Annotated in this window: 18 protein-coding genes and 1 pseudogene; 15 read left to right on the top strand and 4 right to left on the bottom strand. The window is 52.1% G+C overall.

Annotation, left to right across the window (positions count from 1 at the left end; all coding sequences use genetic code 11):
* The 15 genes and pseudogenes from FBQ85_07970 to FBQ85_07900 form a co-directional block, all read left to right on the top strand.
* The coding region (locus FBQ85_07970) for a carbohydrate ABC transporter permease (protein MDL1875095.1) at positions 1-286 on the top strand (286 nt) is incomplete at its 5' end.
* Positions 287-306: 20 nt separating this feature from the next.
* Entirely contained in the window at positions 307-2,868 is a 2,562-nt protein-coding gene (locus FBQ85_07965) for a hypothetical protein (protein MDL1875094.1), read from the top strand.
* A gap of 124 nt (positions 2,869-2,992) precedes the next feature.
* The gene (locus FBQ85_07960) at positions 2,993-5,245 is read left to right on the top strand and encodes a hypothetical protein (protein MDL1875093.1); all 2,253 of its coding nucleotides are present in this window, start codon (positions 2,993-2,995) and stop codon (positions 5,243-5,245) included.
* Positions 5,246-5,485: 240 nt separating this feature from the next.
* A complete protein-coding gene (locus FBQ85_07955; GenBank protein ID MDL1875092.1) occupies positions 5,486-6,430 on the top strand; it encodes a hypothetical protein in 945 nt (314 codons plus the stop codon).
* Positions 6,431-6,510: 80 nt separating this feature from the next.
* Complete coding sequence (gene waaF, locus FBQ85_07950; protein ID MDL1875091.1) at positions 6,511-7,554, top strand: lipopolysaccharide heptosyltransferase II; 1,044 nt, start codon at positions 6,511-6,513, stop codon at positions 7,552-7,554.
* Positions 7,551-8,192, top strand: coding sequence for a threonylcarbamoyl-AMP synthase (locus FBQ85_07945; protein ID MDL1875090.1), 642 nt, complete (start codon positions 7,551-7,553; stop codon positions 8,190-8,192). Before waaF ends, FBQ85_07945 begins: the two co-directional genes overlap by 4 nt.
* On the top strand, positions 8,189-8,695 hold the full coding sequence (locus FBQ85_07940; GenBank protein ID MDL1875089.1) for a low molecular weight protein arginine phosphatase: 507 nt from the start codon (positions 8,189-8,191) through the stop codon (positions 8,693-8,695). Before FBQ85_07945 ends, FBQ85_07940 begins: the two co-directional genes overlap by 4 nt.
* Entirely contained in the window at positions 8,608-9,696 is a 1,089-nt protein-coding gene (locus FBQ85_07935; protein MDL1875088.1) for a glycosyltransferase family 9 protein, read from the top strand. The genes FBQ85_07940 and FBQ85_07935 overlap by 88 nt, the downstream gene beginning before the upstream one ends.
* Positions 9,693-10,547, top strand: coding sequence for a DUF3108 domain-containing protein (locus FBQ85_07930; protein MDL1875087.1), 855 nt, complete (start codon positions 9,693-9,695; stop codon positions 10,545-10,547). Before FBQ85_07935 ends, FBQ85_07930 begins: the two co-directional genes overlap by 4 nt.
* 228 nt (positions 10,548-10,775) lie before the next feature.
* Positions 10,776-11,003, top strand: coding sequence for a hypothetical protein (locus FBQ85_07925; GenBank protein MDL1875086.1), 228 nt, complete (start codon positions 10,776-10,778; stop codon positions 11,001-11,003).
* Positions 10,993-11,420: pseudogene (locus tag FBQ85_07920) on the top strand (putative toxin-antitoxin system toxin component, PIN family). Before FBQ85_07925 ends, FBQ85_07920 begins: the two are co-directional and overlap by 11 nt.
* A gap of 21 nt (positions 11,421-11,441) precedes the next feature.
* Positions 11,442-12,524, top strand: coding sequence for a dehypoxanthine futalosine cyclase (mqnC, locus tag FBQ85_07915; protein MDL1875085.1), 1,083 nt, complete (start codon positions 11,442-11,444; stop codon positions 12,522-12,524).
* Positions 12,525-12,688: 164 nt separating this feature from the next.
* Positions 12,689-16,450 (top strand): DUF3857 domain-containing protein, encoded by a 3,762-nt coding sequence (locus FBQ85_07910; protein MDL1875084.1) that lies wholly within the window; start codon positions 12,689-12,691, stop codon positions 16,448-16,450.
* A 113-nt stretch (positions 16,451-16,563) separates the two neighbouring features.
* Entirely contained in the window at positions 16,564-17,253 is a 690-nt protein-coding gene (locus FBQ85_07905; GenBank protein MDL1875083.1) for a hypothetical protein, read from the top strand.
* A gap of 49 nt (positions 17,254-17,302) precedes the next feature.
* On the top strand, positions 17,303-18,607 hold the full coding sequence (locus FBQ85_07900) for a M23 family metallopeptidase (GenBank protein MDL1875082.1): 1,305 nt from the start codon (positions 17,303-17,305) through the stop codon (positions 18,605-18,607).
* 84 nt (positions 18,608-18,691) lie between these two features.
* Here the strand turns inward: FBQ85_07900 and FBQ85_07895 are convergent, their stop codons facing one another.
* The 4 genes from FBQ85_07895 to FBQ85_07880 all read right to left on the bottom strand — a co-directional run.
* On the bottom strand, positions 18,692-19,516 hold the full coding sequence (locus FBQ85_07895; GenBank protein MDL1875081.1) for an ABC transporter substrate-binding protein: 825 nt from the start codon (positions 19,514-19,516) through the stop codon (positions 18,692-18,694).
* 131 nt (positions 19,517-19,647) lie between these two features.
* Positions 19,648-20,826: a glycine C-acetyltransferase gene (locus FBQ85_07890; protein MDL1875080.1), complete on the bottom strand. Its 1,179-nt coding sequence runs from the start codon at positions 20,824-20,826 to the stop codon at positions 19,648-19,650.
* Positions 20,827-20,947: 121 nt separating this feature from the next.
* Positions 20,948-21,151, bottom strand: a complete 204-nt coding sequence (locus tag FBQ85_07885; GenBank protein ID MDL1875079.1) for a dodecin domain-containing protein — start codon at positions 21,149-21,151, stop codon at positions 20,948-20,950.
* Positions 21,152-21,546: 395 nt separating this feature from the next.
* Positions 21,547-23,056 (bottom strand): hypothetical protein (locus FBQ85_07880; protein ID MDL1875078.1); only part of this gene is annotated, 1,510 nt, incomplete at its 5' end.

Raw genomic sequence — 23,056 nt, 5'->3', positions numbered from 1 at the left:
CTACTGGCGCATCGTGCTGCCGCTGGCCAAGCCGGCGCTCGCCACGCTCGCCATTTTTGCCTTCATGAACAGTTGGAAGGATTTTCTCTGGCCGTTGATCGTTACCAGCCAAACCGAGATGCGGCCCGTGGAAGTCGGCATCGCTTCGTTCAGCACCATTTATGCGCTCGACTGGACGCATCAAATGGCGGCGGCGGTGATTGTGATGCTGCCGATCATCATCGTTTTCTGTTTGGCGCAAAGATATTTTGTGCGAGGAATCACACTCACAGGATTAAAAGGCTGAGATTCACCGAAGGGAAAGGTATGCTCAGAATTTTTTTTGCGATTACAGCATTGTTTTTGAGCCTGGCTCAGGCGCTCGCCCAGGATAATCTCGTTCCGGCTTTCAAGCTGCAAGCCAATGATCTCGAATTGTCGCGGCTGGCGCAACCCGGAACTTATTTTGACAAAGCCGGCAGCAAGTTTGCCATTCTCGGCTTCGAGAGCGGCTCGTTCGAAGCCTGGGCGTATCCCTTGAAACTCTTCCGCAATTTTGAGTTTTCCTTTCTGCTCGGCAGTTCGACTGAGCCGATCAAGGGCAAAGATATTGTGCGCTTTATTTCCGCCACGCCCGAGGCCACCACACTTACATTCACCTATCAATCGTTTGCCGTTCGCGCGATTTATCTCACCCCGGTTTCCGAACCGGGCGCAATAATTTTGCTCGAGGTCGATTCAACCGAGCCGCTGACCATCATTTGCAGCTTCCTGCCGGTTTTGCAGCCCATGTGGCCGGCGGGCATTGGCGGGCAATATGCGCATTGGGATAACGGCATGAAAGCATATCTCATTTCGGAATCCTCGCGCATGAACCACGGCTATCTCGGTTCTCCGGCAGCCTCGGGCATTTCATACACACCCGCTCACATGCTTTCCGATGTGCCGAATCAATTCAAGATCGAGATCAAAGACGTTGCAGCAGTCAAAGGAAAATATATTCCCATCATCATGGCCGGCGGCAAAGGCAAGCGCGATGAAATCAAAACCGTCTATCAAAAACTCGCAGCGCAACCGGAACAATTCTACCAACAAAATGTCGCTTATTACCGCCGACTGCGGGAGGGCACGCTGCAAGTCATCACGCCGCAACGCGAATTGAATCTCGCGTTTGAATGGGCAAAGATTGCTTACGACAATTTGCGCGTCGATCATCCCACGCTCGGCAAGGGCTTGGTGGCGGGACTCGGCGCCTCCGGCACCAGCGGCCGCCCCGGTTTCGGCTGGTTTTTCGGCGGTGATGCTTTCATCAATAGTTTCAGCATGAACAGTTATGGCGCATTCGAGGCAGTGAAGGAAGCGCTTGCGTTCACGCAGAAATGGCAACGCGACGACGGCAAAATGGCGCACGAACTTTCCCAGGCCGAAGGCTATATCAATTGGTTTAAAGATTATCACTATGGTTATATTCACGGCGACACCACCCCGTTTTATTTGTGCGCGATGTACGATTATCTCACCATGACCGGCGATGAAGCCTTCATCAAAAACAGTTGGCGATCGATTAGGCGAGCATATGAATGGTGCCTCTCGACCGACGCCAATCGCGACGGTTTGATGGACAACAGCAAGGCCGGGCTTGGCGCGTTGGAGTTTGGTTCGCTGACGAACATTGCAACGGATATTTATCTCGCTGCTGTTTGGGTGCGCGCCGCCTGGGCGATGTCAACACTCGCGCAGATCGCCGGCGAGAAAAACTACGCGCTCAAAGCACAACGTGATTTTGAAAAAGCGCAGCAAGCATTCAACGAAAAATTTTGGGATGACAAGCTGCGGCAGTATTCGTATGCCTTCAACGCCCAAGGCGAACACGTCGCTGAAGTTTCGCCCTGGGCTGCGGTAGGGTTGATGTGGAATCTCGCAGATCCGCAGCGCAGCGCGCTGTCGCTTGAAAAATTGAATTCATCGGAATTGACCACGGATTGGGGCGTGCGCAGCATTTCAATCAAAAGCCGCTTGTTCGAACCGCTGAATTACAACTATGGCGCGGTGTGGCCCTTTCTCACCAGTTGGGTGGCAACCGCGCAGTACCAACATCATTTTGCTTTGCAGGGTTATAATTCACTGATGGCAAGCGTGCGGCACACATTTGACAACGCGCTGGGTTTCGTTACGGAGGTGTTCTCCGGCTATCACAACAGTTGGCCGCAGGAAGCGGTCGCGCATCAGGGCTTTTGCAGCGCCGGCGTAGTGTTGCCGCTGGTACGTGGCATGCTCGGACTCGCCGGAAATGCCCTCGACAAACGAATCCATTTTGCGCCACAGTTTCCGGCAGATTGGCCGGACGTCACGATTCGAAGTTATCAAGTTGGAAAGGAAGCTTTTTCTTTTCACTATGAAAGAGAAATCAGTCAAATCAAACTCACGGCAAAAAGCAAGGGTATTGAACCCTATACCTTGCAATTTGCGCCGGCTCTCGGCATAGGCAGCAAGATTCAAAGCGCATACGTGAATGGAATCCCCGTCAACTTTTCGCCCTCCGTTTCTGCACAATCGATTCAACCAGTAATCGAGTTCATGTTGACGGATTCTGCAACGGTTTTGATCAACTTCGAACCGAACGTCGAAATTTTGCCGCCGGTGATTACCACCAAAACCGGCGACACCAACAAAGGCTTGAAGATTATCTCCGCGCATTGGCAGGAGGGCAGGCTGACACTCACCGTCGAAGGCCTTGCCGGTGAAAACTACGAATTAGGAATTGTGCAGGGCGAAAGAATTCAGGCCGTGCACGGCGCACGGGCGAGCGCCAACATGTTGGTGATGAAGATGCCGGACGGCGCGGCCGGTGAGTTCGTCAAGCATGAGATCGTGATTGAAACAGAGTAATGCCGGATACAAGAGTTCAGCAAATGATCTTGCGATGGCTTGGCCATTGCATTTGGTTTGATTGGAGAGTAGTTGATCGTTGATCTGGCCACAACCGCGAACGCAAAGAGAACGAAGAATTCTTATGAAAAAATTTGATCCCATTGCAGATCTCTCCCGTCGTGATAAATGGTACCTGAGCGGCAATCGCCTGCAATGGGCGCCGCCGTTTCCGCAATATCTCGATTATCCCGGCTTTTGGGATGAAGCGAGTTATTTCAATTATGAATTTGCGCCGCTGTTTACCTGGGCATTGCTTGATGAAGACGGCCGGGAAATCCCATTGGAGTTTCGATCACGCAAATGGCGGCCTGATTTTCTCCAGCAAAAATATAACGCGGTTTCGCGTCAGCGACGGCGAAAAGATGAACAATTGCGCCTGGTCGAGCAGAAAACAATTCTTGCGAACGATGTTGCAAGCTGTCTCGTGCGCTTGCGCAACCGTTCGAGTAAAAAGCTGCGGCTGCATTTTGTCGTTTGGACGGTGCAACAATCCTTCCCCGTCAAACAAACCTCCTGGTTGTCAGAGATTACTTTTGACGGTGAGACGATAACTTTTGTCAAAAATCTAAAACCTGCGGATAGGCCTCAACTGCGCATTGCTGTCAGCCTGGGTATGAATCAAGCAGTAACCTCGCATGCCATCAGTCTCAGCCAACGTTCGGCGTTACAACCGCATTGGCGCTTCACGCCGTTTTACGAGACTTTTGTCGCGGGAAAGTTGCCGGACACGGTTAAGATCAGCAGCATAGATAACGAGGGCTTGCTCTATTTTGCTTTACATACGGAAATCAACTTAAAACCGCAGGGTGAAAAGAGTGTTGTTGTTGGACTGGCCATTGCGCCGCAGACAGCGCCGCCCAAAATTTTGCCGGAGACGTTGCAGAAATCGCATCCAATCAAAGCAAACCGGGAGAGTTGGCGCAGTTATCTCTCCCAAGTTCCTCAGTTTCAGTGCTCGGACGAATACTTCACGCGCTATTACTGGTATCGTTGGTACGGTTTGCGCTTAAATACGATATCCGTGCAGGAAGGAAATTATCAACACCCATTTGTTTGTGAAGGCATCGAATATTTTCGCGCGCCGATCTCCTATAGCGCGATGTGCCACATGCGCGAGAATCGCTGGCGTCTTGATCCTGCGCTGGCAGCCGGCAGTTTACTCACGTTTCTTGATAATCAACGCGAAGACGGCGGTTTGCGCGGCTATATCGACGTTAATCAGTATCGCCAGGAGTTATTTTATCATGCCGATTGGGGCAATGCCGTGCTTGAACTCCAGCGCATTCACCCTTCGCAGGAATTTCTCGCAGCGATTTATCCGGGATTGAAACGCTACGCCGAATATTTCGATCGCGAGCGCGACGCGGAAAACAGCGGATTGTATGACATCGATAATCAATACGAAACCGGTCAGGAATTCATGTCGCGCTATCTTGCGGTTGATCCCCGCGCGGATCATGACAATTGGGGCGAGGGGTTTCGTCTTAAAGGCGTCGATGCGACGGTTTACATTTACGAGTTAAAGCGCGCGTTGAGCCGCATGGCCGCGCAACTCGATCGCGCAGAGGAGGCGAAAGCCTGGCAGCACGGCGCTGAAAAAATTAAAGCCGCGGTTTTGCAGCTCATGTGGGATGAGAAAACAGAGATGTTTTTTGATGTTGATCCAAAAATCGGACAACGTACCGGCGTGAAAGCGGCGGTTTGTTTTTATCCTTATTTCACGGACATTGTCTCACATGCGCATCTGTCGGGTTTGAAAAAACATTTGTGCAATCCCAATGAATTCTGGACGCCGTTTCCGGCGCCTTCTTCAAGCGTTGATGATCCGCTTTTCAGCGCCGCGCCGGAATGGAAAGGCAAGCGCATGAAATGCCCGTGGAATGGCCGCGTCTGGCCCATGACAAACAGCCACCTCGCCGAGGCGCTGGCGCAAACTGCGATTCGATTCAATGATGAAGAATTGCAAACGGTTGCGGTTGAGTTTATCACCAAGTTCATTCACATGATGTTTTTTGACGGCGATCCCCGGCGGCCGAATTGTTTTGAGCATTACCATCCGTTCACCGGCAAGCCCGCCCTCTACCGCGGGGTCGATGATTATCAGCATTCATGGATCAATGATCTCATTCTCAAATATGTTTGCGGCATTCGCCCGCACGATGAGGGCGTGACGATTTCTCCGTTTCCATTCAAGTTGAAGGCGTTTGTGTTGGATGACATCATGATGCGTGGCGTGAAGCTCAAAGTCGAACGCAACGGCAAAAAATTCCGCGTTTGGCGAAACGGCGAATTCATTGCAAAAAGCGAGATTGGCCAGACGGTGGAGTTGAGCTGATTTGTACGAGTATCTTGTCATCCTGGAAGGATTCTGTGAAATTCTGGGCCTCATGTCGAGTATTTCACAAGATTCTCTGAATGACAATTCGGGTGCATACTCCTAAGAACCAACTCAACGGAGCACCAAACCGAAAGAAATCTGATTGCAATGTGAACATTTGATTACCGACATTCAATTTGACAATCAGCCATTTTTTGGCTAAGTTTCGTCTTAAAATTCGTTGTCACCTGTGCCTTCATGCGAAAACTCAAGCATTTGTTGGAATATCTCGGACTGCTGCTGCTCGTGCAAATCGCAGCGGCTGTACCGCGGCGGACCTTGCTCGCGTTCGGCGCGGGCCTGGGAAGATTTACATTTTCGATTCTGCGCATTCGCCGGCGCGTTGCGCTGGAAAATTTGCAACATGCGTTTCCCGAAATGCCGCGCGCAGAATTGCAGGCTATCGCGCGCAACAATTATGAAAATTTCGGCAGGATGATGATGGAATATTTTCGCCTGCCGAAACTTTCAGCGCAAGAGCTTGATCAGCTTGTGAGATTCCGTGATAGCGGACATGAACAGCTTTGGCAGCAAGCGCTGGCAGAAGGCCGCGGCGCGATTTGCATGACCGGGCATTTCGGCAATTGGGAATATCTCGGCGCGATGGTGGCGCGGCGCTTTCCCATGGTTTTTCTTTATCAAGCGCAGAACAATCCCTATGCCGATCAGCTCATTCGGCGCACGCGCCAACAGATGCACATGGCCAGCATTCCGCGCGGCTCTGCGATGAAGGGCATTTTGAAAGCATTGCGCGAGAAAAAATTCGTAGCGATTCTCGCGGATCAAGATGCGGGGCAATCCGGCATTTTTGTTGGTTTTTTGGGCCGGCCCGCCTCCACCGCGCGCGGCCCGGCCGCGTTCGTGTTGCGCAGCGGCGCGCCGATTCTGTTCGTTGTCGCCATTCGCCAGGCTGATGGAACGCATGTTATAGAAAGTGATTGCCTGCGTTTCGATGACCTTGCCGCAACCTTGAGTGACGAAGAAAAAATTCGCGAGATCACCACGCGCTGGAGCAAGGTTTTGGAAGATTATATTCGCCGCTATCCCGATCATTGGTTTTGGATGCACCGGCGGTGGAAAACCCAGCCGCATTCACTTGAAACGCAACCGTCTACCGCCCGGGCGGTTAGTCCCGAAGCATGAATCATCGCAAGAACCAGCAGAGTTTTTCATTAGCAACCGCCCGGGCGGTGGTACTTTCGGACTGATACTAGTTGAGTTTGATGCCATCCGCCCGAAAAATTCTGATCGTGCAAACCGCCTTTATCGGCGATGTGATTTTGGCAACGCCGCTGGCGCAAGCGGCGCATGAGATATTCGCACCTTGCCAGGTTGATTTTATGGCCATCCCGGCGGCAGCAAATTTGTTGGAAAAAAATCCCAGTATCGACCGGGTTTTGATCTTTGATAAACGAGGCCAACAGCGCGGCGCCAACGCGCTTTGGCGTTTTGCAAAAGCCATGCGCTCAGAAAATTATGATCTCGCGATTGTACCGCATCGCTCACTGCGCAGCGCCTTGTTGGTTTGGCTGGCGCGTATTCCGCAGCGCATTGGGTTTGATCGCAGCGCCGGCGCATTTTTGTTCACTCAGCGTGTGCGCTATCAAGAAAAACACGAAGTCGAACGCAACCTCGATTTGCTGCGGCCTTTCGGAGAAATTCCGGAGAAGCTGAAGCCGCGAGTAGATTGGGACGAGGCTGATGCCGCGCGAGCCACAGAACTCACGAAAAATGCCGACTCGAAACGCATTTGGTGCGCGCTGGCGCCGGGATCGGTTTGGGCAACGAAGCGCTGGCCCGCCGATCGTTTCGCCCAGCTCGCAAACGCCTTGATCGCCGAACTGAATACGAGTGTCTTTTTGATTGGCGGCGAAAGCGACGCGGGGCTTTGCCGTGAAATTCAGCAAGCCGCAGGCGAAAATTGTTTGAGTCTGGCTGGCGCGCTGTCGTTGCGGCAATCCGCGGCGCTGCTCGATCGTTGCGCCGTCTTGATCAGCAATGACAGCGCGCCGACGCATCTCGGCGTTGCAACGAATTGCAAAGTGCTGACGATTTTCGGACCGACTGTGCCGCGTTTCGGTTTCGCGCCCTACGGCGAAGGTCACGGCGTCATCGAGCACGATTTGCCGTGCCGGCCTTGCAGCACGCACGGCTCGCAAAAATGCCCGATTGGAACGCATGCCTGCATGCTGGAGATTGCGGTTGAGGAAGTTTTCGCGCGCGTTAAAGCAATGATCACGCGTCAAAAATTTCAGACAGCCAAATGAATGTATTGAAAATCAACGCCGACCATCCCGAGCCCGAAAGCCTAACGCTCGCCGTCAACGCGCTGCGCGAAGGCCAGGTGATTGCCTACCTCACCGACACGGTGTACGGCCTCGGTGTTGATGCCAGGCTGCCCGGCGCGATCGATCAGATCTATGTTCTGAAACAGCGCGTTACTGAAAAAGCATTGCCGGTTATTATTGCCAGCAACAACATGCTGTCAGGATGGGTCAAATACATTTCGCCGCTGGCGGAAAAGTTGATGAACGAGTTTTGGCCCGGGCCATTGACTCTTGTTTTTGAAGCGACGAAAAAAGTGCCGCAGAATTTGATTGCGGCCAGTTCGACTCTGGCTGTGCGCGTGCCGGCGCGCGCGCTGCCGCGGCTTTTGAGTGAACAGCTCAACGCGCCCATCATTTCGACCAGCGCCAATCTCGCCGGCCGCCCGGCAGCGCTTACGGTTGCAGATATTACCGACCAGTTCGGCGAGACGATTCCATTAATTTTAGATTCGGGAGCCGCCTCGACTTCCTTAGCTTCAACGATTTTAGATGTCACGATCGATCCGCCGCGTTTGCTGCGCGCCGGCGCTATTCCCAAAGAGGCGATCATTAAATCTATCGGAGATATTCAAACGTGAATTCAAACCAGCCTTTTAATATACTCTTCGTGTGCAGCGGCAACAGTTGTCGCAGCCCGATGGCGGAGGCGCTGCTGCGCATGAAGCTGCCTTCACGCTTGCAAGACGAGGTTGACATTCAATCCGCCGGTACATTGGGCATCAACGGCATGCCGGCAGCAGATTTCGCTATTAACGTTGTCGGAGAAATGGGCGGCGATTTGCATGGCCATCGTTCACAAGGCGTCACGCCGGACTTGGTGGCAAAGTCCGATCTGATTCTGGCGATGGCAAATGAGCATGTCAATTACCTGCAGCGCAAATACCCCAATTACCGCGAAAACGTTTTTCTGTTGAAACGCTTTGCGAATGATGATATTCCCGATGATCCGGATATCGAAGACCCCATCGGTTTTGGCAAAGCCGTTTATCGCGAATGCGCGGATATCATTGCCGAGGAATTGGATCGCGTCATGCCCGCGATCGTGAAGCTCGTGCAAAATCATCGCCGGGAAACGGCGTGAGTTTGTTGCAGCGGGTTTTACTGTCGCGCACGGACCGCCTGGGTGATGTGATTTTGTCGACGCCCGTTGCCACCGCGATCAAGAAGGCATTTCCGGCTGCTGAAGTTCATTTTCTCGCGCGGAATTATACCGCCGATATTTTGGAGATGCATCCCGCGGTTGACGGCATCATTCGCATTGATGAGGTGAATGAGGCTGGCGCTTTGTCAAAACTGTTGCGTCAATATTCGTTCGATGCGGTGGTGGCGCTTTATCCCCGCCCGGCGCTGGCGTGGGCTTTTGTGCGCGCGGGAATTCCGCTGCGCGTGGGCACGGGATATCGCTGGTACAGCCTGCTGTACAATCGCAGGATTTATGAGCATCGCAAACATGCGGCGCGGCATGAAGCGGAATTCAATTTGCAATTGCTCGCACCGCTGGGCATCAACGATGCGGAAGTTGAATTTCAGGTTCGCTTCGATAACGAAATTGAAGCAACGCTTGCCAATAAATTGGCGGCAAACGGCATTGAGAAAAAGTTTGTGGTCATGCACCCGGGCAGCGGGGGTTCGGCGCGTGATTGGCCGCCGGAACATTTTGCAGCTTTGGCAAAGCATCTTGTGTCTGAAAAGAAACATCAAGTCGTTTTGACCGGGCATCAGGGTGAACAAATGCTCACACAGCAAATTCAGCAATTGTCCGGCGAGAAACTGATTGATCTGGCTGGCCGTTTAACGTTGAAAGAATTGGCGGGCGTCATTCGCCGCGCCGCGTTGTTCGTGGGAAACAGCAGCGGGCCTTTGCATCTGGCGCGCATGGTGGGAACGCCGGTGACAGCGTTTTATCCGCCGATCACGGCATGCCGCCCCGAGCGTTGGGGCCCGTATGGCTGCCGCGCCGATGTGCTGATGTCGCAACAGGAAGAATGTTTTCGCTGCCGCAAATCGCAAGAGCGCGTGTGCGCATGCATGCGCGCGATTTCCGTCGAGCAGGCGATACTCAAACTTGAAGAGATGCTATGAAGCACAGGACGTACCTGAGATTAAAATTGTCAAACGTGTTTTGGAGCGTTGCATTTTTTTCTTCTCTGTGGACATCTGCGTTATTTTCTCAGCAGACCGGCTCTGCCAACGGCGCCGATTCCAGCAATAACGCAGCGCCCTTGCGCGTTATCGTCAACCGCGCATTCAATGTCGGCGAAGAATTAAGTTATATTGTGCGCTACGGCCCGATCGTCGCCGGCTCGGCAAAAATGTCCATTCCCGAAATCGTGAACGTGAATGGCCGTCCGTGTTATCATCTCTTGTGGGAGGCCTGGACGAATTCTTTCTTTTCGAGATTCTATAAAGTCGAAGACAAGCTCGGCTCGTTCGTCGATGTTGACGGCATTTTCACCTGGCGCTATGAAAAGCAGCAGCGCGAAGGCAGTTTTCGCGATGATCGTGTCGTGGATTTCGATCTGGAGCGGGGCCTGGCGATCACCACGAAAAACAGCAAGCGTGACACGGTCGCCATTCCGCTGTTCGTGCAGGATGTCGTTTCAGCGTTTTACTACATTCGCACGCAAAAGCTCGCGCCGGGCGATACCGTCTTTGTCGACAATTATGACAACGGCAAGATTCTACCGCTGAAAATTATCGTGTATCGCCGCGAAAAAATCAAAGTGAGGGCGGGCAAATTCAACTGTCTTGTGGTTGAACCGCAGATGAAGACGCCCGGCTTGTACAACCAAAAAGGCCGGCTCATCGTCCACATTACCGACGACGACCGCAAGATTCCCGTTTTGACGACGACGGAGCTTTACATCAAGGCATTCAACCTGGGCAATGTGGTTGCGGAGTTGGAGGAGATTAAGGGAGTGGAGGGGTATTGAGGTTATCACTACAAAAATGTTATATGTGGCCACAAACTGGATGCGCCTACTGGTGATCGAGTTTGAATTTCGCGTCTCCGAATCAACAACGAATCGACAACAGGCCCGGCGCTGACCGTGATCGTTGAAAACGGTGTCGCAGCAAAAACAACTTGCACATTTGGCGTCGAAAACCATATTATAAAGAAGAACAAAATCGATTGCGTTACTGAAAACAAGGTAATGACAATGCAGACAGAAACAATTAGCATTTCGCTCGACACGGATTCTGCGCAAATCTATGCGTCTGCTTCCGCAGAAGACCAAAAGAAAATGCAACTTCTGCTGAGTCTGTGGTTGCGTGAATTTGGCGCATCATCCAAGCCGTTGAATGTATTGTTGGATGAAATCAGCGATAAAGCGCAAGCACGCGGTTTGACCCCCGAGATTTTGAACACACTTCTCCATGAGCGCTGACCTGCATTTTATCTTCGACAGCAATGCACTTGTTAGTGCCTCGTTGCTGAAGAAGTCGATCTCACGTCAAGCTCTGGACCGTGCCCGCCAGCAGGGCAAATTACTCTTTTCACTGCCTACAATAACTGAACTAAATGAGGTTCTACGGCGGGAGGAGTTTAATAAGTATGTGACGGAGGAAGAGAGATTCAGTTGCTTGCAACAATGTTACGAGAAGCCCTGCTCAAGGCGCCTACGGAGACTATTACCGACTGTCGCGATTCTAAAGACAATAAATTTTTGGAATTGGCGGTGAGCGGCAATGCCGACTGTATCGTGAGCGGAGACGCTGATTTGCTGGTCTTACACCCTTTTCGAGGTATTCCTATTTTAACGCCTCGTGAATTTTTGAATTATTCATGGGAAAAAATTGTTTGACCTTATAAAACATACTTACAAATGACTCTTCACAACCTCTACGCCAAAACCTCCGCCGGCGAGCGGCTCTCGCCCGAAGAAGGTTTACAGCTTCTCAAGCACGGTGAATTGCTCGAACTGGGCGCGGCGGCGGATACGATTCGCCGCGCGAAAAATTCCCAGCCGGTGGTTACATTTGTTGTGGACACCAATCCAAATTACACCAACGTTTGCAACATCGATTGCATCTTTTGCGCGTTTTATCGGCACGAAGGCGAGGCGGATAGCTATACTTATTCGGTCGATGAGATGATTCAGAAATTCAAGGAAACGGCGCAAAAAGGCGTAAGCACGATTCTGCTGCAAGGCGGCGTGAATCCCAAACTGCCGTTCGATTATTATCTCGAGTTGGTGCGGCGCACGCGCGCAGAAGTGCCGGAGGTGCATCCTCACTTCTTCTCAACCTCCGAAATTCTCGGCATGGCCGAGGTTTCAGGACTCTCGCTGCGCGAGGTGTTGCAGCAATTAAAAATTGCCGGTTTGAACACGATTCCCGGCGGCGGCGCGGAGATTCTTTCCGACCGGGTGAAGAAAAAAATCAGCAGTAAAAAAGGCACATCTGCCGATTGGCTTAATGTCATGCGTGAAGCGCATTTGCTCGGCTACAAAACCACGGCGACGATGATGTACGGGCATCTCGAAACCGATGAAGATATTGTCACCCATCTCGACAGCATTCGCAAGCTGCAAGATGAAACCGGCGGGTTTACGGCCTTTATTCCGTGGAGTTTTAAGCCGGGCAATACCCCGCTGGAAAAAATCATTCCGACGTATGCCACGCCCACGCGTTATCTGCAAATGATCGCTTTCTCGCGCATCTATCTCGACAATTTTCCCCACATTCAAGCCTCCTGGTTTTCGGAAGGCAAGAAGATCGGCCAAATCGCCCTGCACTTTGGCGCAGATGATTTTGGCGGCACGCTAGTGGAAGAGAACGTTCATGCCGCTGCCAACTTCGTCAACAAAACCTCGACGGATGAAGTGATTCAACTCATTCGCGAAGCGGGATATGTTCCGGCGCAGCGCACCACGCTTTATGAAATTTTGAGGGTATATGAAGCGTGAGTGACGCACGGCATTAAGTCGCGGCCACCCCGTTTCTGCAGATGCCAGGACACGGCTCTCACTCCAAAAATCGGTGAAAAAACTCATTTGATAAGTGTCTTCTGGATACGTACAAAGCGACGCCATGGGGCAGGATTTTGCTCAAACCTGGGAGATAAAGAATCATGAAACGAATATGTAAAATTAATTTAATACTCGCGCTGCTGCAAGTTACCAGTTTGCTCGCCAGCAGTGAAAAAAGTAGCACACTCGTTGCGGAAGCCTGGCAGGCCTGGGAGACGAACGATCAATCGCAAGTCGAGCGGAAGTTTTTGGCGGCGATTTCAGAAGATCAAAAAAATACCCGCGCTTATCTCGGCCTCTCGTTGCTCTATGCCTATCAACAGAAGTATGAGGCTTCGTGGCAGACCTTCAAAAACGTTTTGCAAACGGAGCAAGATTATTATCCGTACGTTTATGCGGTGTGGTTGACGCCGCAGTTACGGCAGAGCCTTAACGATCCCAAGTCCGGCGCGCTGGCGCTCGTTGAAGAATTGGCCAAGAAAGCGGACGCCGGGGGTGTGTTGCGCGCCATGGCGAGTGAAGTGGTGGGCGAGCATTATCAGGAACGCGGCGATCTGGCCAAGTCAAAAAAGTTTTTTGACGGTATGAACAGCATCGATGAATGGCTTGTGATCGGCCCGTTCGACAATGTCTCGGCTTGCGGTTTTGATAATGTTTATCCGCCGGAAGTTGAGTTCGATGCCGAAAAAACGTACGAGGGCAAGAACGGCGTTCCCGCGCAATGGTTCAAAATTACCGCCATTCGCAACGATCGCTGGATCGATCATCGCCATTACTTTGCCTATCTGCAGTCGGTTTTTTATGCCAATAATTTTATTTATTCCCCCCAAAAGCAAACCGTGCAAATTCGCATCGGCACGTCCGGCTCGCTCAAGGCGTTTTTGAATGACGAATTGCTGATTCAATATTTTGATGAGAACAACAACGATCTCGACACCTACATGGTCGCGACGGAATTGCAAGCGGGCTGGAATCGCCTGCTGATCAAATGCGGTTTTTCCGAGATCGATCGCTGCAATTTTATGATGCGTATTACGGATGCGCACGGTGCGCCGGTTCCCGGCTTGAAGGTCTCCACCGCAACGCAGGCCTACCAGAGCAAACCCGGCGCGCCGGTCAAACCGGTTGAAAATTTTGCCGAAACGTTTTTTCAAGAAAAGATCAAACAGCATCCCGATCAGCTTGAAAATTATGTTTTGCTGGCCGACAGTTATTTGCGCAATGACAAAGCGATTGAAGCCGAGTTGATTTTGCGTGAAGCCAGCAAGCGCGCGCCCAATTGCGCCATGCTTTATGAGCATGCGCTGGAAGCTTATCGCCGCGGCGAGAAGTATGATGAAATCGAAACCGCGATCGAGAAAATTCATGGCCTCGATCAAAACGTGCCGAGTGTTCTGCAATACAAAATCTCCCAACATCTTGAAAACGAGGAGTATGCCGAAGTTGAACGGCTGATGCAAAATCTCGAGCGCATGCTTCCGGCTTCTGAAACCGTTTATCTATTGCAGATGCAGCTTTACAGCAAAAAGCGCGAGGTGGAAAAGCTGCTCGAACTCACGGGCAAAGCCTATCAGCAGTATCCCGCGAATTGGAGCTTTGCATTTGTGCAAGCGGCGTTTGCGATACAGAAAACGCAAAAATACGACGACGCTATAAAAATCATATCGGCCTACGTCAAGCAACGGAACGAGGTAAATGCGCTGGTCGCGCTGGCCGACACCTATCTCAAAGCTGGCAATCTCAAAAAGTGGGAGGAGACGTACCGCCAACTCATTGCGCTCGAACCCGCTTCGCCCGGCTATTATTTTCAGATGGCGAACACCTACTTCAGCCAGCAAAATTATGCCAGCGCCGAGCAAATGCTAAACCAGGCCATTGCCATTTGCCCGAACAGTTCGGGCTACTGGGCCAAGCTCGCCGAGGTGCATCGCATTCAAAACAACCTCGAGCTTGCCAAAAACGATTATCGTCAGGCGCTGCGCTATCTCCCCACCAATTACGACGCGCGGGAGAAACTGCGCGCGCTCGAAGGCAAGCAACCGATTCTCACGCAGTTTGAGGCGCGAGATATACGCGAGTTAATCAAGAATTCCCCCGGCGCCGAATCTTATCCGGATAACAGCGGGGTGATTTTGCTGTCCGATCACAAGCGTGTGGTTTATGAGCAGGGCGCCTCCGAGTCGGCGGAGGAGTTGCTGGTGAAAGTATTCAACAAGAATGGCGTCGATGATTTTAAAGAGTATTGGATCGGTTATAATTCCTTCAGCGAAGATTTGATTGTTGAGAAAGCCGTTGTGATCAAGGCGGACGGCACGGAAATCAAGGCCGACGTGGGCAACAACCAGGTCGTGTTTAAATCGCTCGAGGAAAACGATTTCATTTATCTCAAATGGCGCATCAAGAATTTCTATCGCGGCAAATTGTCCAATCATTTCTGGGACTCTTTTTTTTTCAACGGCTTCTATCCGATCAAGCAGATTCGTTATTCTTTGCTGGCGCCCGCCGAGCTCAAGTTTCAGTATCGTGGTTTGCGCATGCCGGATGCGCCGGTGAGAAAAACGACCGAAGGCGGCGTGATTTATCAATGGGAAATGCACGACGAGCCGGCGTTGCCTTATGAAGCCGGTATGCCTTTGCTGGAAGATATCGGCAAAGTCCTGTACCTCACCAGCCTGCCGGATTGGGAGTATCTGGTGAAATGGTATTCAGATTTGGCCGCAACGAAAACACGCAGCTCTTATGAGATCAAAGAACAAGTTGCGGCGTTGTTCCCTGATCTCGATAAGATTTCAGAAGAAGAAAAAATTGCGCGCATTTACAATTTCATCACCGAAAACATTCGCTACAGCAGCGTGCCGTTCCGGCAATCCGGTTTGGTGCCGCAATCGGCGCGCGATGTGCTGGTGACGAAGATTGGCGATTGCAAAGACGTGGCGACCTTATGCATTGCAATGTTGCGCGAGGTGGATATTGCGGCGCATCATGTGCTGGTGAATACCAAAGATCAAGGCCGCAACGAGAATATTCTGCCGGCCATCGCTTTCAATCATTGCATCGCGGGCGTCGAAACGAAAACCGGCATGCAGTATCTCGATCTCACCGCGAATAATTACCCGGTGAATGCCATGCCGGAGCTTGACATCGAAGGCTTTTCATTGTTGATCAAACCGGGCGTGAACGCGCCGGGATATTTGCCGCGCGAAAGCTCGGCCTCGCGTGTGGTGGCGCGCCGGGCAATCGCAACGATTCGCGAGGACAACAGCATTGCGGTGGAAGAACGCTCGCGCAAAACCGGTTCATTGGGCGCGGCGATGCGACAGCAGTATCGCCATCTGAGCGCAAGAGACCGTGAAAAAGAGCTGGCGCAGGTTCTCAGCGAGAGTTTCCCGAATGTCAAGTTAACCAGGCTCGAACTGCAAAACCTGGACGAGCTTGCGCCTGAGGTGAATTATGTTTATCATTTTGAGGCGCCCAATTATGTCACGGATGCCAGCCAATTCAAACTCTTCAAGATGCCGTGGGCGGACGATTTGCCCGCGAACGAGGCCTTATCTTATGAAAGCCGAAAACATCCCTATGAGTACTGGCCCTGGGCCGACAGCTTGATTCAGGAAATTGAAGTGAAATTGCCCGCCGGTTATGCCCCGATGGATTTGCCGAATGTCGTGGAGTATGCTTCGCCGATTGGAGACTACAGCGTCCGCTATTCCTTTGCGGCTGGCGCGCTCAACGGCCGGCGCGTGTTGATCAATCGCAAATCCGTTGTTGCGCCGGAGGAATACGCAGGTTTCAAAAAATTTTATAATAACGTGGTCAAGGAAGACAGTCGCCAGATTTTGCTGAAGAAATCGCCGGGCCGGTAGAAAGAATCATCGGCCGTGCACCGGGATTTTTTTGATGAATACCAACGTATAAACCCTTCCCGAACGATGTTCGTCGGACGGTTGTTGTTCATTTAGAATTTTTCGGAGGGTCTATGAAAAAACTGGTGCTGAGTTTGGCGCTGTGTTTAAGCCACAGTCTGGCATTGGCGCAGGTGGCGCCGGCGTTGCAAAGCGGCTCCAAAGCGCTATTGTTCAACTTCTCGGGATTGGACAATCTGAATGCCAACAGCTTTAATGGTGGGATTGGAGTGAAGTATTATTTGTCGCCCTCGACGGCTTTTCGTGGCGGGCTGCAGTTTGCCTCGGCCAGTGAAGACGATCCTGCAAATCCCGCCAGCGGCCAGCAGGCGCAGGATGGGGAAACCTCTGCAACACGTGTCGGCATTTCCGGCGCGCTTGAGTTTCACGGCGGGATAGGCCGTGTGACGCCGATGTGGGGCGTGGGGGTCGCCCTCTCGACCACTTCGACCGAGAGGAAGAACCCCAATATTGGACCAGCCTCTGAGCAGTTCATTGTGAAAAACAGCAGGAATGGCGAACTCATCAATGGGTTGAATTTCGTGGGCGGGTCGCAAGTTGATTTTTTTGCTTTGGTGGGCGCAGAATTTTTTATCGTGAAGGAAGCGAGTTTGTCCGCGGAATATCGTTTTGGGTTCAGTAAAATCTCGCGCAAGGATCAAGAGACCACGCAAGGCCCCAACACGGCAACAACGAAGTTGGGCGGCGGCAGCGGTTTTGGCATCGCCACCGCCGGGGTCTTGACGCTGGCGATCTATTTCTAATGCAAAAGGAGGACTATCTGATTACCTGTGTTGTTGTGAGGGAGAGAATATGAGAAAACACACGCAGTGGTCATCACTAGCGGGACGTTTGCTGCTGATGATCATCTTGACGGTGTCAGCTTATTTTTTCAAGAATTTTGAGTCGCAACCAACAGAAACAATTCCGGTCATCCCGTTTGTGGACTCGACGGCAACGGCGCCGGAACCGCTCGATCTGAAGATCGTGGATCACACTCTTGTCCGCGGTCAGACGCTGGCGCAGATCCTCAGCATGAGTTATGTCCGGCCGGAGGATATTTTCCCAAGTATCGAAGCGCTGCGCGCGATTTTTGATCCGCGCCGCATGCGCGCCGGCACCTCGGTGCAACTGAAGCTGGATTCGTTGGGCATTTTGCACGAGTTGGCCTATCAGCCCTCGCCGGAGCTGGTGATTCGGGTGCAGCGTGACAGCACGGATAATTTCATCAGCGCCGCGGATTCCTTGCATCTGCATTGTGAGACGGAGATTTTGCAAGGCGAGATCACGACAACGCTGTATGATGCCGTGCTGGCGCAGAATGAATCCCCCGAGCTGCTGTTGCAGTACACGGATATTTTTCAATGGGATATCGATTTTTTCATCGATACGCAGCGCGGCGATCGGTTCCGCATTCTTTTCGAAAAGTTGTTCGTTGATAAAGAAAACGGACAGCGTGAGTTCGTGCGGTACGGCAGGGTTTTCGCCGCCACGTACGAGCAACGCGATTCGAGCTATGCGGCGTTTTACTTCAACGCTGATAGCGGCCGCGCGGGTTATTTTGATCGCCACGGCAACTCGTTTCAAAAGACTTTTCTCAAATCCCCGTTGAATTACCGCCGTATCTCCTCGCATTTTTCCTACGGGCGGATGCATCCCATTTTGAAAAAAGTGCGGGCGCATACCGGCGTTGATTTCGCTGCGGCAAGCGGCACGCCGGTTGTGGCGACAGCGCATGGCGAGGTGGCGGCCATGGGATGGGAAGGCGGTTATGGCAATCGCGTCATTGTCAAGCACAAGAATCATTTTGCGACGCTGTACGGCCATCTGTCACGGTTTGCCGAGAATTTACGCGTGGGAGATTTTGTGAATCAGAGTCAAGTCGTCGGCTATGTCGGCGCTACCGGCATGGCGACCGGGCCGCATCTGCATTACACCATGTATCTTAACGGCCGGCCAATCGATCCGTTGCGCATGAAGCCCGCTTCCACAGAACCGATCTCTCCTCATTTGCGCGAAGCATTTTTTGCGCGACGTGATGAATTGATGAGACAATTGGGCTTGCTGCAGGTTAACGTGGCGGCTGCACCAGCAGTGAATTTTATTCTCAAGAAGTAAGGCAATAAAAACAGCGGCCAGCAAATGCAGAATAGTTGCAATTGTTGGCCGCTGTTTGATCGTTGCCGGGGAAAACGAGGAATGCTAATATAGGAGGACTTTCGGCTGCGCAGGAATTAGTTTCTTGGCGTAAGCCATGCTGTAGAGCCGTTCAAGCGCTTTTTGACCACGTTCCCCCATGTCAATCGTCACCTCATTGACGTACATCTTAACAAATCTCTCGCCGAGTTTTTCATCGATACCCCGGCCAAATTCCAAAGCGTAAGGAATCGACTCGTCTTGATGCGCATAGCCGTAAGCGATGCTGTCGCGCAGGCCCTGTGATAAACGGTGCGCCATGTCTTCGCCCAAATCTTTGCGCACGACATCGAGGCCCAACGGCAACGGCAGCCCGCCGCACGCCTCCCGCCACACTTCGCCGAAGTCGATCAGCTTTTTCAACCCGAATTGATGATAATTAATTTGGCCTTCGTGAATCAACAAGCCGGCATCGACTTCTCCCGCCAAAACCGCTTCGATGATGCGATCGAACGGCATATCGATATTGCGCGCATCCGTTACAAAGATATTCAATAATAAATTGGCGGTGGTCCATTTGCCGGGCGTGCCGATGACTTTGCCCGCAAGCTCGCGGCGATGCGAGAGTTTTTTCGAGACGATAATCGGGCCATAGCCTTCGCCCATGCTTGCGCCAGTGCGCATGATCCAGTATTTGTCGCCCACGTGCGCCAGCGCATGCGCGGATATTGCCGTCACTTCAAGCTCGGCGCGCAACGCCCGCTCATTCAATGTTTGAATATCGGCCATGACATGCGCAATGGTAACGCCTGGAATTTTAACCTTGCCGCTCGCGAGGCCATAAAACATGAAGGCATCGTCAGGATCGGGGCTGTGGCCAACGTGGATGATTTGATCTTGCATGAAATGCTGGACTCCCGTTGCAATTTGCCCCGGCCTTTAAGTAGAAAGCATGGGCAATCGTATCGTGTGGATGATTAAATTGTCAAATGTTATTTGGTGATCAGCAAAATTCCACAGGCCTACTTGATAATCCCCAACTCTTTGCCTGCTTTTTCAAACGCGCCAATGGCAAAATTCAAGTCTTCCGTGGAATGTGTGGCCGACATCATGATACGCAAACGTTCCTTGCCCTTGGGAACAGTGGGGAAGGTGATTGCCATTGCGAAGATGCCGGTTTCGAACAGTTGTTTGCTGAGCGCATGCGCGCGCGCCGTATCGCGTATCATCATCGGCGTAATCGGCGTGACACTCTCTCCCAAATCAAACCCCAACGCTTGCATTTTTTCTTTAAAGTAGGCGGTATTCTGCCAAAGCCGGGCAACCAATTCATCGGATTCCGAGAGAATGTCGACCGCAGCAATGCAAGCCGCCACATCTGCCGGCGTCACCGCGCTGGAAAAAAGAAACGGGCGCGCGCGCTGCCGCAAATATTCGATGATCTTTTTCTTGCCCGCGACGTATCCGCCCACCACGCCGAATGCTTTTGACATTGTGCCGATTTCTATGTCGACGCGGCCATGCAACCCAAAATGATCGGCGATGCCGCGCCCGGCCTTGCCGAGCACGCCTTCGCCGTGGGCATCGTCCACCATCGTCAGAGCGCCATATTTTTCGGCAACCGCGACGATATCCGGCAGCGGGGCGATATCGCCATCCATGCTGAAAACCCCGTCGGTGATGATCAAGCGCCGGCGCACGGCCGTTTCGTTTTTGATTTTATCTTCCAGGTCGGCGACATTATTATGCGCATAACGCACGATTTTGGCTTTCGAAAGCCGCGTGCCGTCGATGATGCTCGCATGATTCAATTCGTCGGAAAAAATCACATCGCCTGCGCCGGTGAGCGTGGGAATCACGGCCTGGTTGGAGATGAAACCGGATTGAAACGAGATGGCGGCTTCGACGCCCTTGAAGCGCGCGAGCTTTTCCTCCAATTCGAGATGAAGCTTTTGTGTACCCGCGATCGTGCGCACGGCGGCCGGGCCAACGCCATATTCGGTAATCGCTTGAATCGCCGCCTCTCTGAGGCGGGAATGGTTGGCGAATCCCAGATAATTGTTGGCGCAGAGATTCAAGACCCGCTTGCCGTCGACTTGAATCCAGGCGCCCATTGCGCTTTCAATCGTGCGAATCGTGATCAGCAGGCCCTGGTCCTGCAAAGCCTGCATTTCCTCATCAAGAAAAGCGAGTTTAGACATGGAAAAGCTCCCGAATAAGAACTCCGCAAGAATGAAAAACTCCGCGGCACGCAAACAAAGCGACGAATGGCGCCGGAGCCGGCGCCATTCGTTGAGAAAAAGTCCCTGGTCGCAAAAAATCTCAGTCTTGCAAAATGAATGTGACTTTCATTGTGACGCGGTATTCTGCAATCTTACCGTTGGTGATCATTACTTTTTGTTCCTTCACCCAGGCTCCGGTCAGGTTTTTCAATGTTTTGTTGGCGCGTTCGATGCCAACTTGCACAGCATCCTCAAAGCCCTTGGGCGATGACGCCGTAATTTCTGTTACCCGTGCGACTGACATAATACTCCTCCATCAAAGATTCGTTCAACCATGCAGCATGCGAACTATCCTACAACACGCAACAATCTAACATGATTTGAGAGAATGTCAAGCGCATATCCCCGTTCTGCGGGCCTACGCCACGGCACTTGTTAAAATGACGCAGGCATTTCCTAAAATTTTTCTGTAACCGTCGTCAAGCAAGTTAACGCGCATGAGCAAATAGCGTGATTCGAGACGCTTTAGAACCAATACCGTTCACTTAGGAACGCCATTTAAATAACTTACTCATTTGCGGAACCGCCAATAAACGCGAATATCCGCTAATTTTAAAATTCGCGTTTATTAGCGTCCATTCGCGGTTTGTGATACGGGCAAGTTATTTAAGAGAGAATCCAAAGTGAACGGTATTGGCTTTAGAACTTGTATCCAATCGTCAAATGCGTCAAGAAATTATGTTGGCTGCTGCTCATTGCCGTTAGCTCGATCGGGCCGATGACGGTGGGAAAGCCCAGCGTGAGGCCGGCGCCAGTGACAAAACGGCGCTTATCAAGCCGCAGTTGCCAGCGATTGAATGTGTTGCCGGCATTCCAGCGCAAGATCAGATAACGATGCGGCATGATTTCATATTGCATGCCGAGCTGCAAGGCTTGCACATTTCTGTTTGCCAATTCCTGCGTTTTGTAACCGACAAAGGAATCCGGTCCGCCTAGAAAAAAATTATAGTGTAACGGCAAATCGGCTTTGCTTGCGTGGCCAAGCTGCACGCGCATAAGCCAGGTGAGCCGGTGATGCACGGCGAAAAAGCCGCGCCAATCGCCGGTATGATGCCAAAACTCTGGCTTGCCGCCAAGTTTGCCAGATACGGCTTCACTCTTTAAGAGCAGTAAATGGCCGCGGCTCGGGAATACCGCGCGATCCTGCGTATCAAGCCAGATTAGCCCGAACAGGGAGGCAAAGCGTTCGCGCAGGGTTGGAAACGACGGTAAGGCCACCTCCGGAGAAAAGCTGGCGGATTCGCCCTTTAAACCAATGCCGATAACCGCCACATTTGAAAAAAAACTGCCGAGCGTGCCCTCGATGAAGCTGGTGCGCTGGCGGTAGCGTGCGATCGCCTGGCCTTCGTCGAAAATATCCAATGACGTTCTGGCATAGTTGGCGCGCATGCGCAATCCAACATGAGGCAGAACGCCGGTATGAATGAAATACTGCGCATCGAATTCAAACTGTTCCCCCAATTTCAGATCGAAACTTAATGACGAGCCGTGTTCGGCGCGATTGCGAAACGTGGTGTTGAGCAGCAACGCGGCCTTGGTGCTGGTGTCATAGCGCAAGCCCAGGCGAAAAAGATCGGCGGATTTCTCGATGACTTCAACGAACAATTTCACACCTTGGGGATGCGGCTCAAAACGATAAGTCACACGCTCGAAAAAATGTGAACGATAGACGCGGCCGATCGCTTTTTCCAAGTGCTCGGCTTTGAGCCAGGCCGGCGGACGTATTCCCAGCTCTGCAAGCACGAGACGTTGTGATACATCATGCAATCCGGAAATCGTGATCTCTTGCACATGAATCGAATCCGGTTGCGGCGGCGCCGGCCGCGGTTGCCGTTGCGTTGCAAAGCCGAGCGAATCGAGCAGCGCGCGGAGTTGCGGTAAGGCGCGTCGCGCCGCCATTTCACCGCGGTGCAATAACGTGTCGACGCGATCGAAGCTGACCGCGGAAAGACCGGTGATGTCGGGCTTTATCAGAATGTCGCATAGTTGCTGCTGTCGAATATTGGTTTCCGCGCCGCGAAAACTCATAGCCTGATCAATGATACTGAAGATGGAATTCAGTTTCTCGCCGGAGGAGAGCGGCGCACCGACATCGACGCCGATAACGATATCGGCGCCCAAATGCTTTACTTCTTCAACCGGAAAGTTG

The organism is Cytophagia bacterium CHB2, assembly GCA_030263535.1.
In the GTDB taxonomy this organism is placed as follows: Bacteria; Zhuqueibacterota; Zhuqueibacteria; order Zhuqueibacterales; family Zhuqueibacteraceae; genus Coneutiohabitans.
This window is presented reverse-complemented; position numbering and strand designations above follow the sequence as displayed.

Bases quoted from the DNA above. Each gene is read 5' to 3' on its own strand.
- waaF (MDL1875091.1), top strand. From the start codon at position 6,511: ATGCCATCCGCCCGAAAAATTCTGATCGTGCAAACCGCCTTTATCGGC.
- FBQ85_07890 (MDL1875080.1), bottom strand. From the start codon at position 20,826: ATGTCTAAACTCGCTTTTCTTGATGAGGAAATGCAGGCTTTGCAGGAC.
- FBQ85_07955 (MDL1875092.1), top strand. From the start codon at position 5,486: ATGCGAAAACTCAAGCATTTGTTGGAATATCTCGGACTGCTGCTGCTC.
- FBQ85_07925 (MDL1875086.1), top strand. From the start codon at position 10,776: ATGCAGACAGAAACAATTAGCATTTCGCTCGACACGGATTCTGCGCAA.
- FBQ85_07945 (MDL1875090.1), top strand. From the start codon at position 7,551: ATGAATGTATTGAAAATCAACGCCGACCATCCCGAGCCCGAAAGCCTA.
- FBQ85_07905 (MDL1875083.1), top strand. From the start codon at position 16,564: ATGAAAAAACTGGTGCTGAGTTTGGCGCTGTGTTTAAGCCACAGTCTG.
- FBQ85_07960 (MDL1875093.1), top strand. From the start codon at position 2,993: ATGAAAAAATTTGATCCCATTGCAGATCTCTCCCGTCGTGATAAATGG.
- FBQ85_07885 (MDL1875079.1), bottom strand. From the start codon at position 21,151: ATGTCAGTCGCACGGGTAACAGAAATTACGGCGTCATCGCCCAAGGGC.
- FBQ85_07910 (MDL1875084.1), top strand. From the start codon at position 12,689: ATGAAACGAATATGTAAAATTAATTTAATACTCGCGCTGCTGCAAGTT.
- FBQ85_07900 (MDL1875082.1), top strand. From the start codon at position 17,303: ATGAGAAAACACACGCAGTGGTCATCACTAGCGGGACGTTTGCTGCTG.
- FBQ85_07935 (MDL1875088.1), top strand. From the start codon at position 8,608: ATGCGCGGATATCATTGCCGAGGAATTGGATCGCGTCATGCCCGCGAT.
- mqnC (MDL1875085.1), top strand. From the start codon at position 11,442: ATGACTCTTCACAACCTCTACGCCAAAACCTCCGCCGGCGAGCGGCTC.
- FBQ85_07930 (MDL1875087.1), top strand. From the start codon at position 9,693: ATGAAGCACAGGACGTACCTGAGATTAAAATTGTCAAACGTGTTTTGG.
- FBQ85_07965 (MDL1875094.1), top strand. From the start codon at position 307: ATGCTCAGAATTTTTTTTGCGATTACAGCATTGTTTTTGAGCCTGGCT.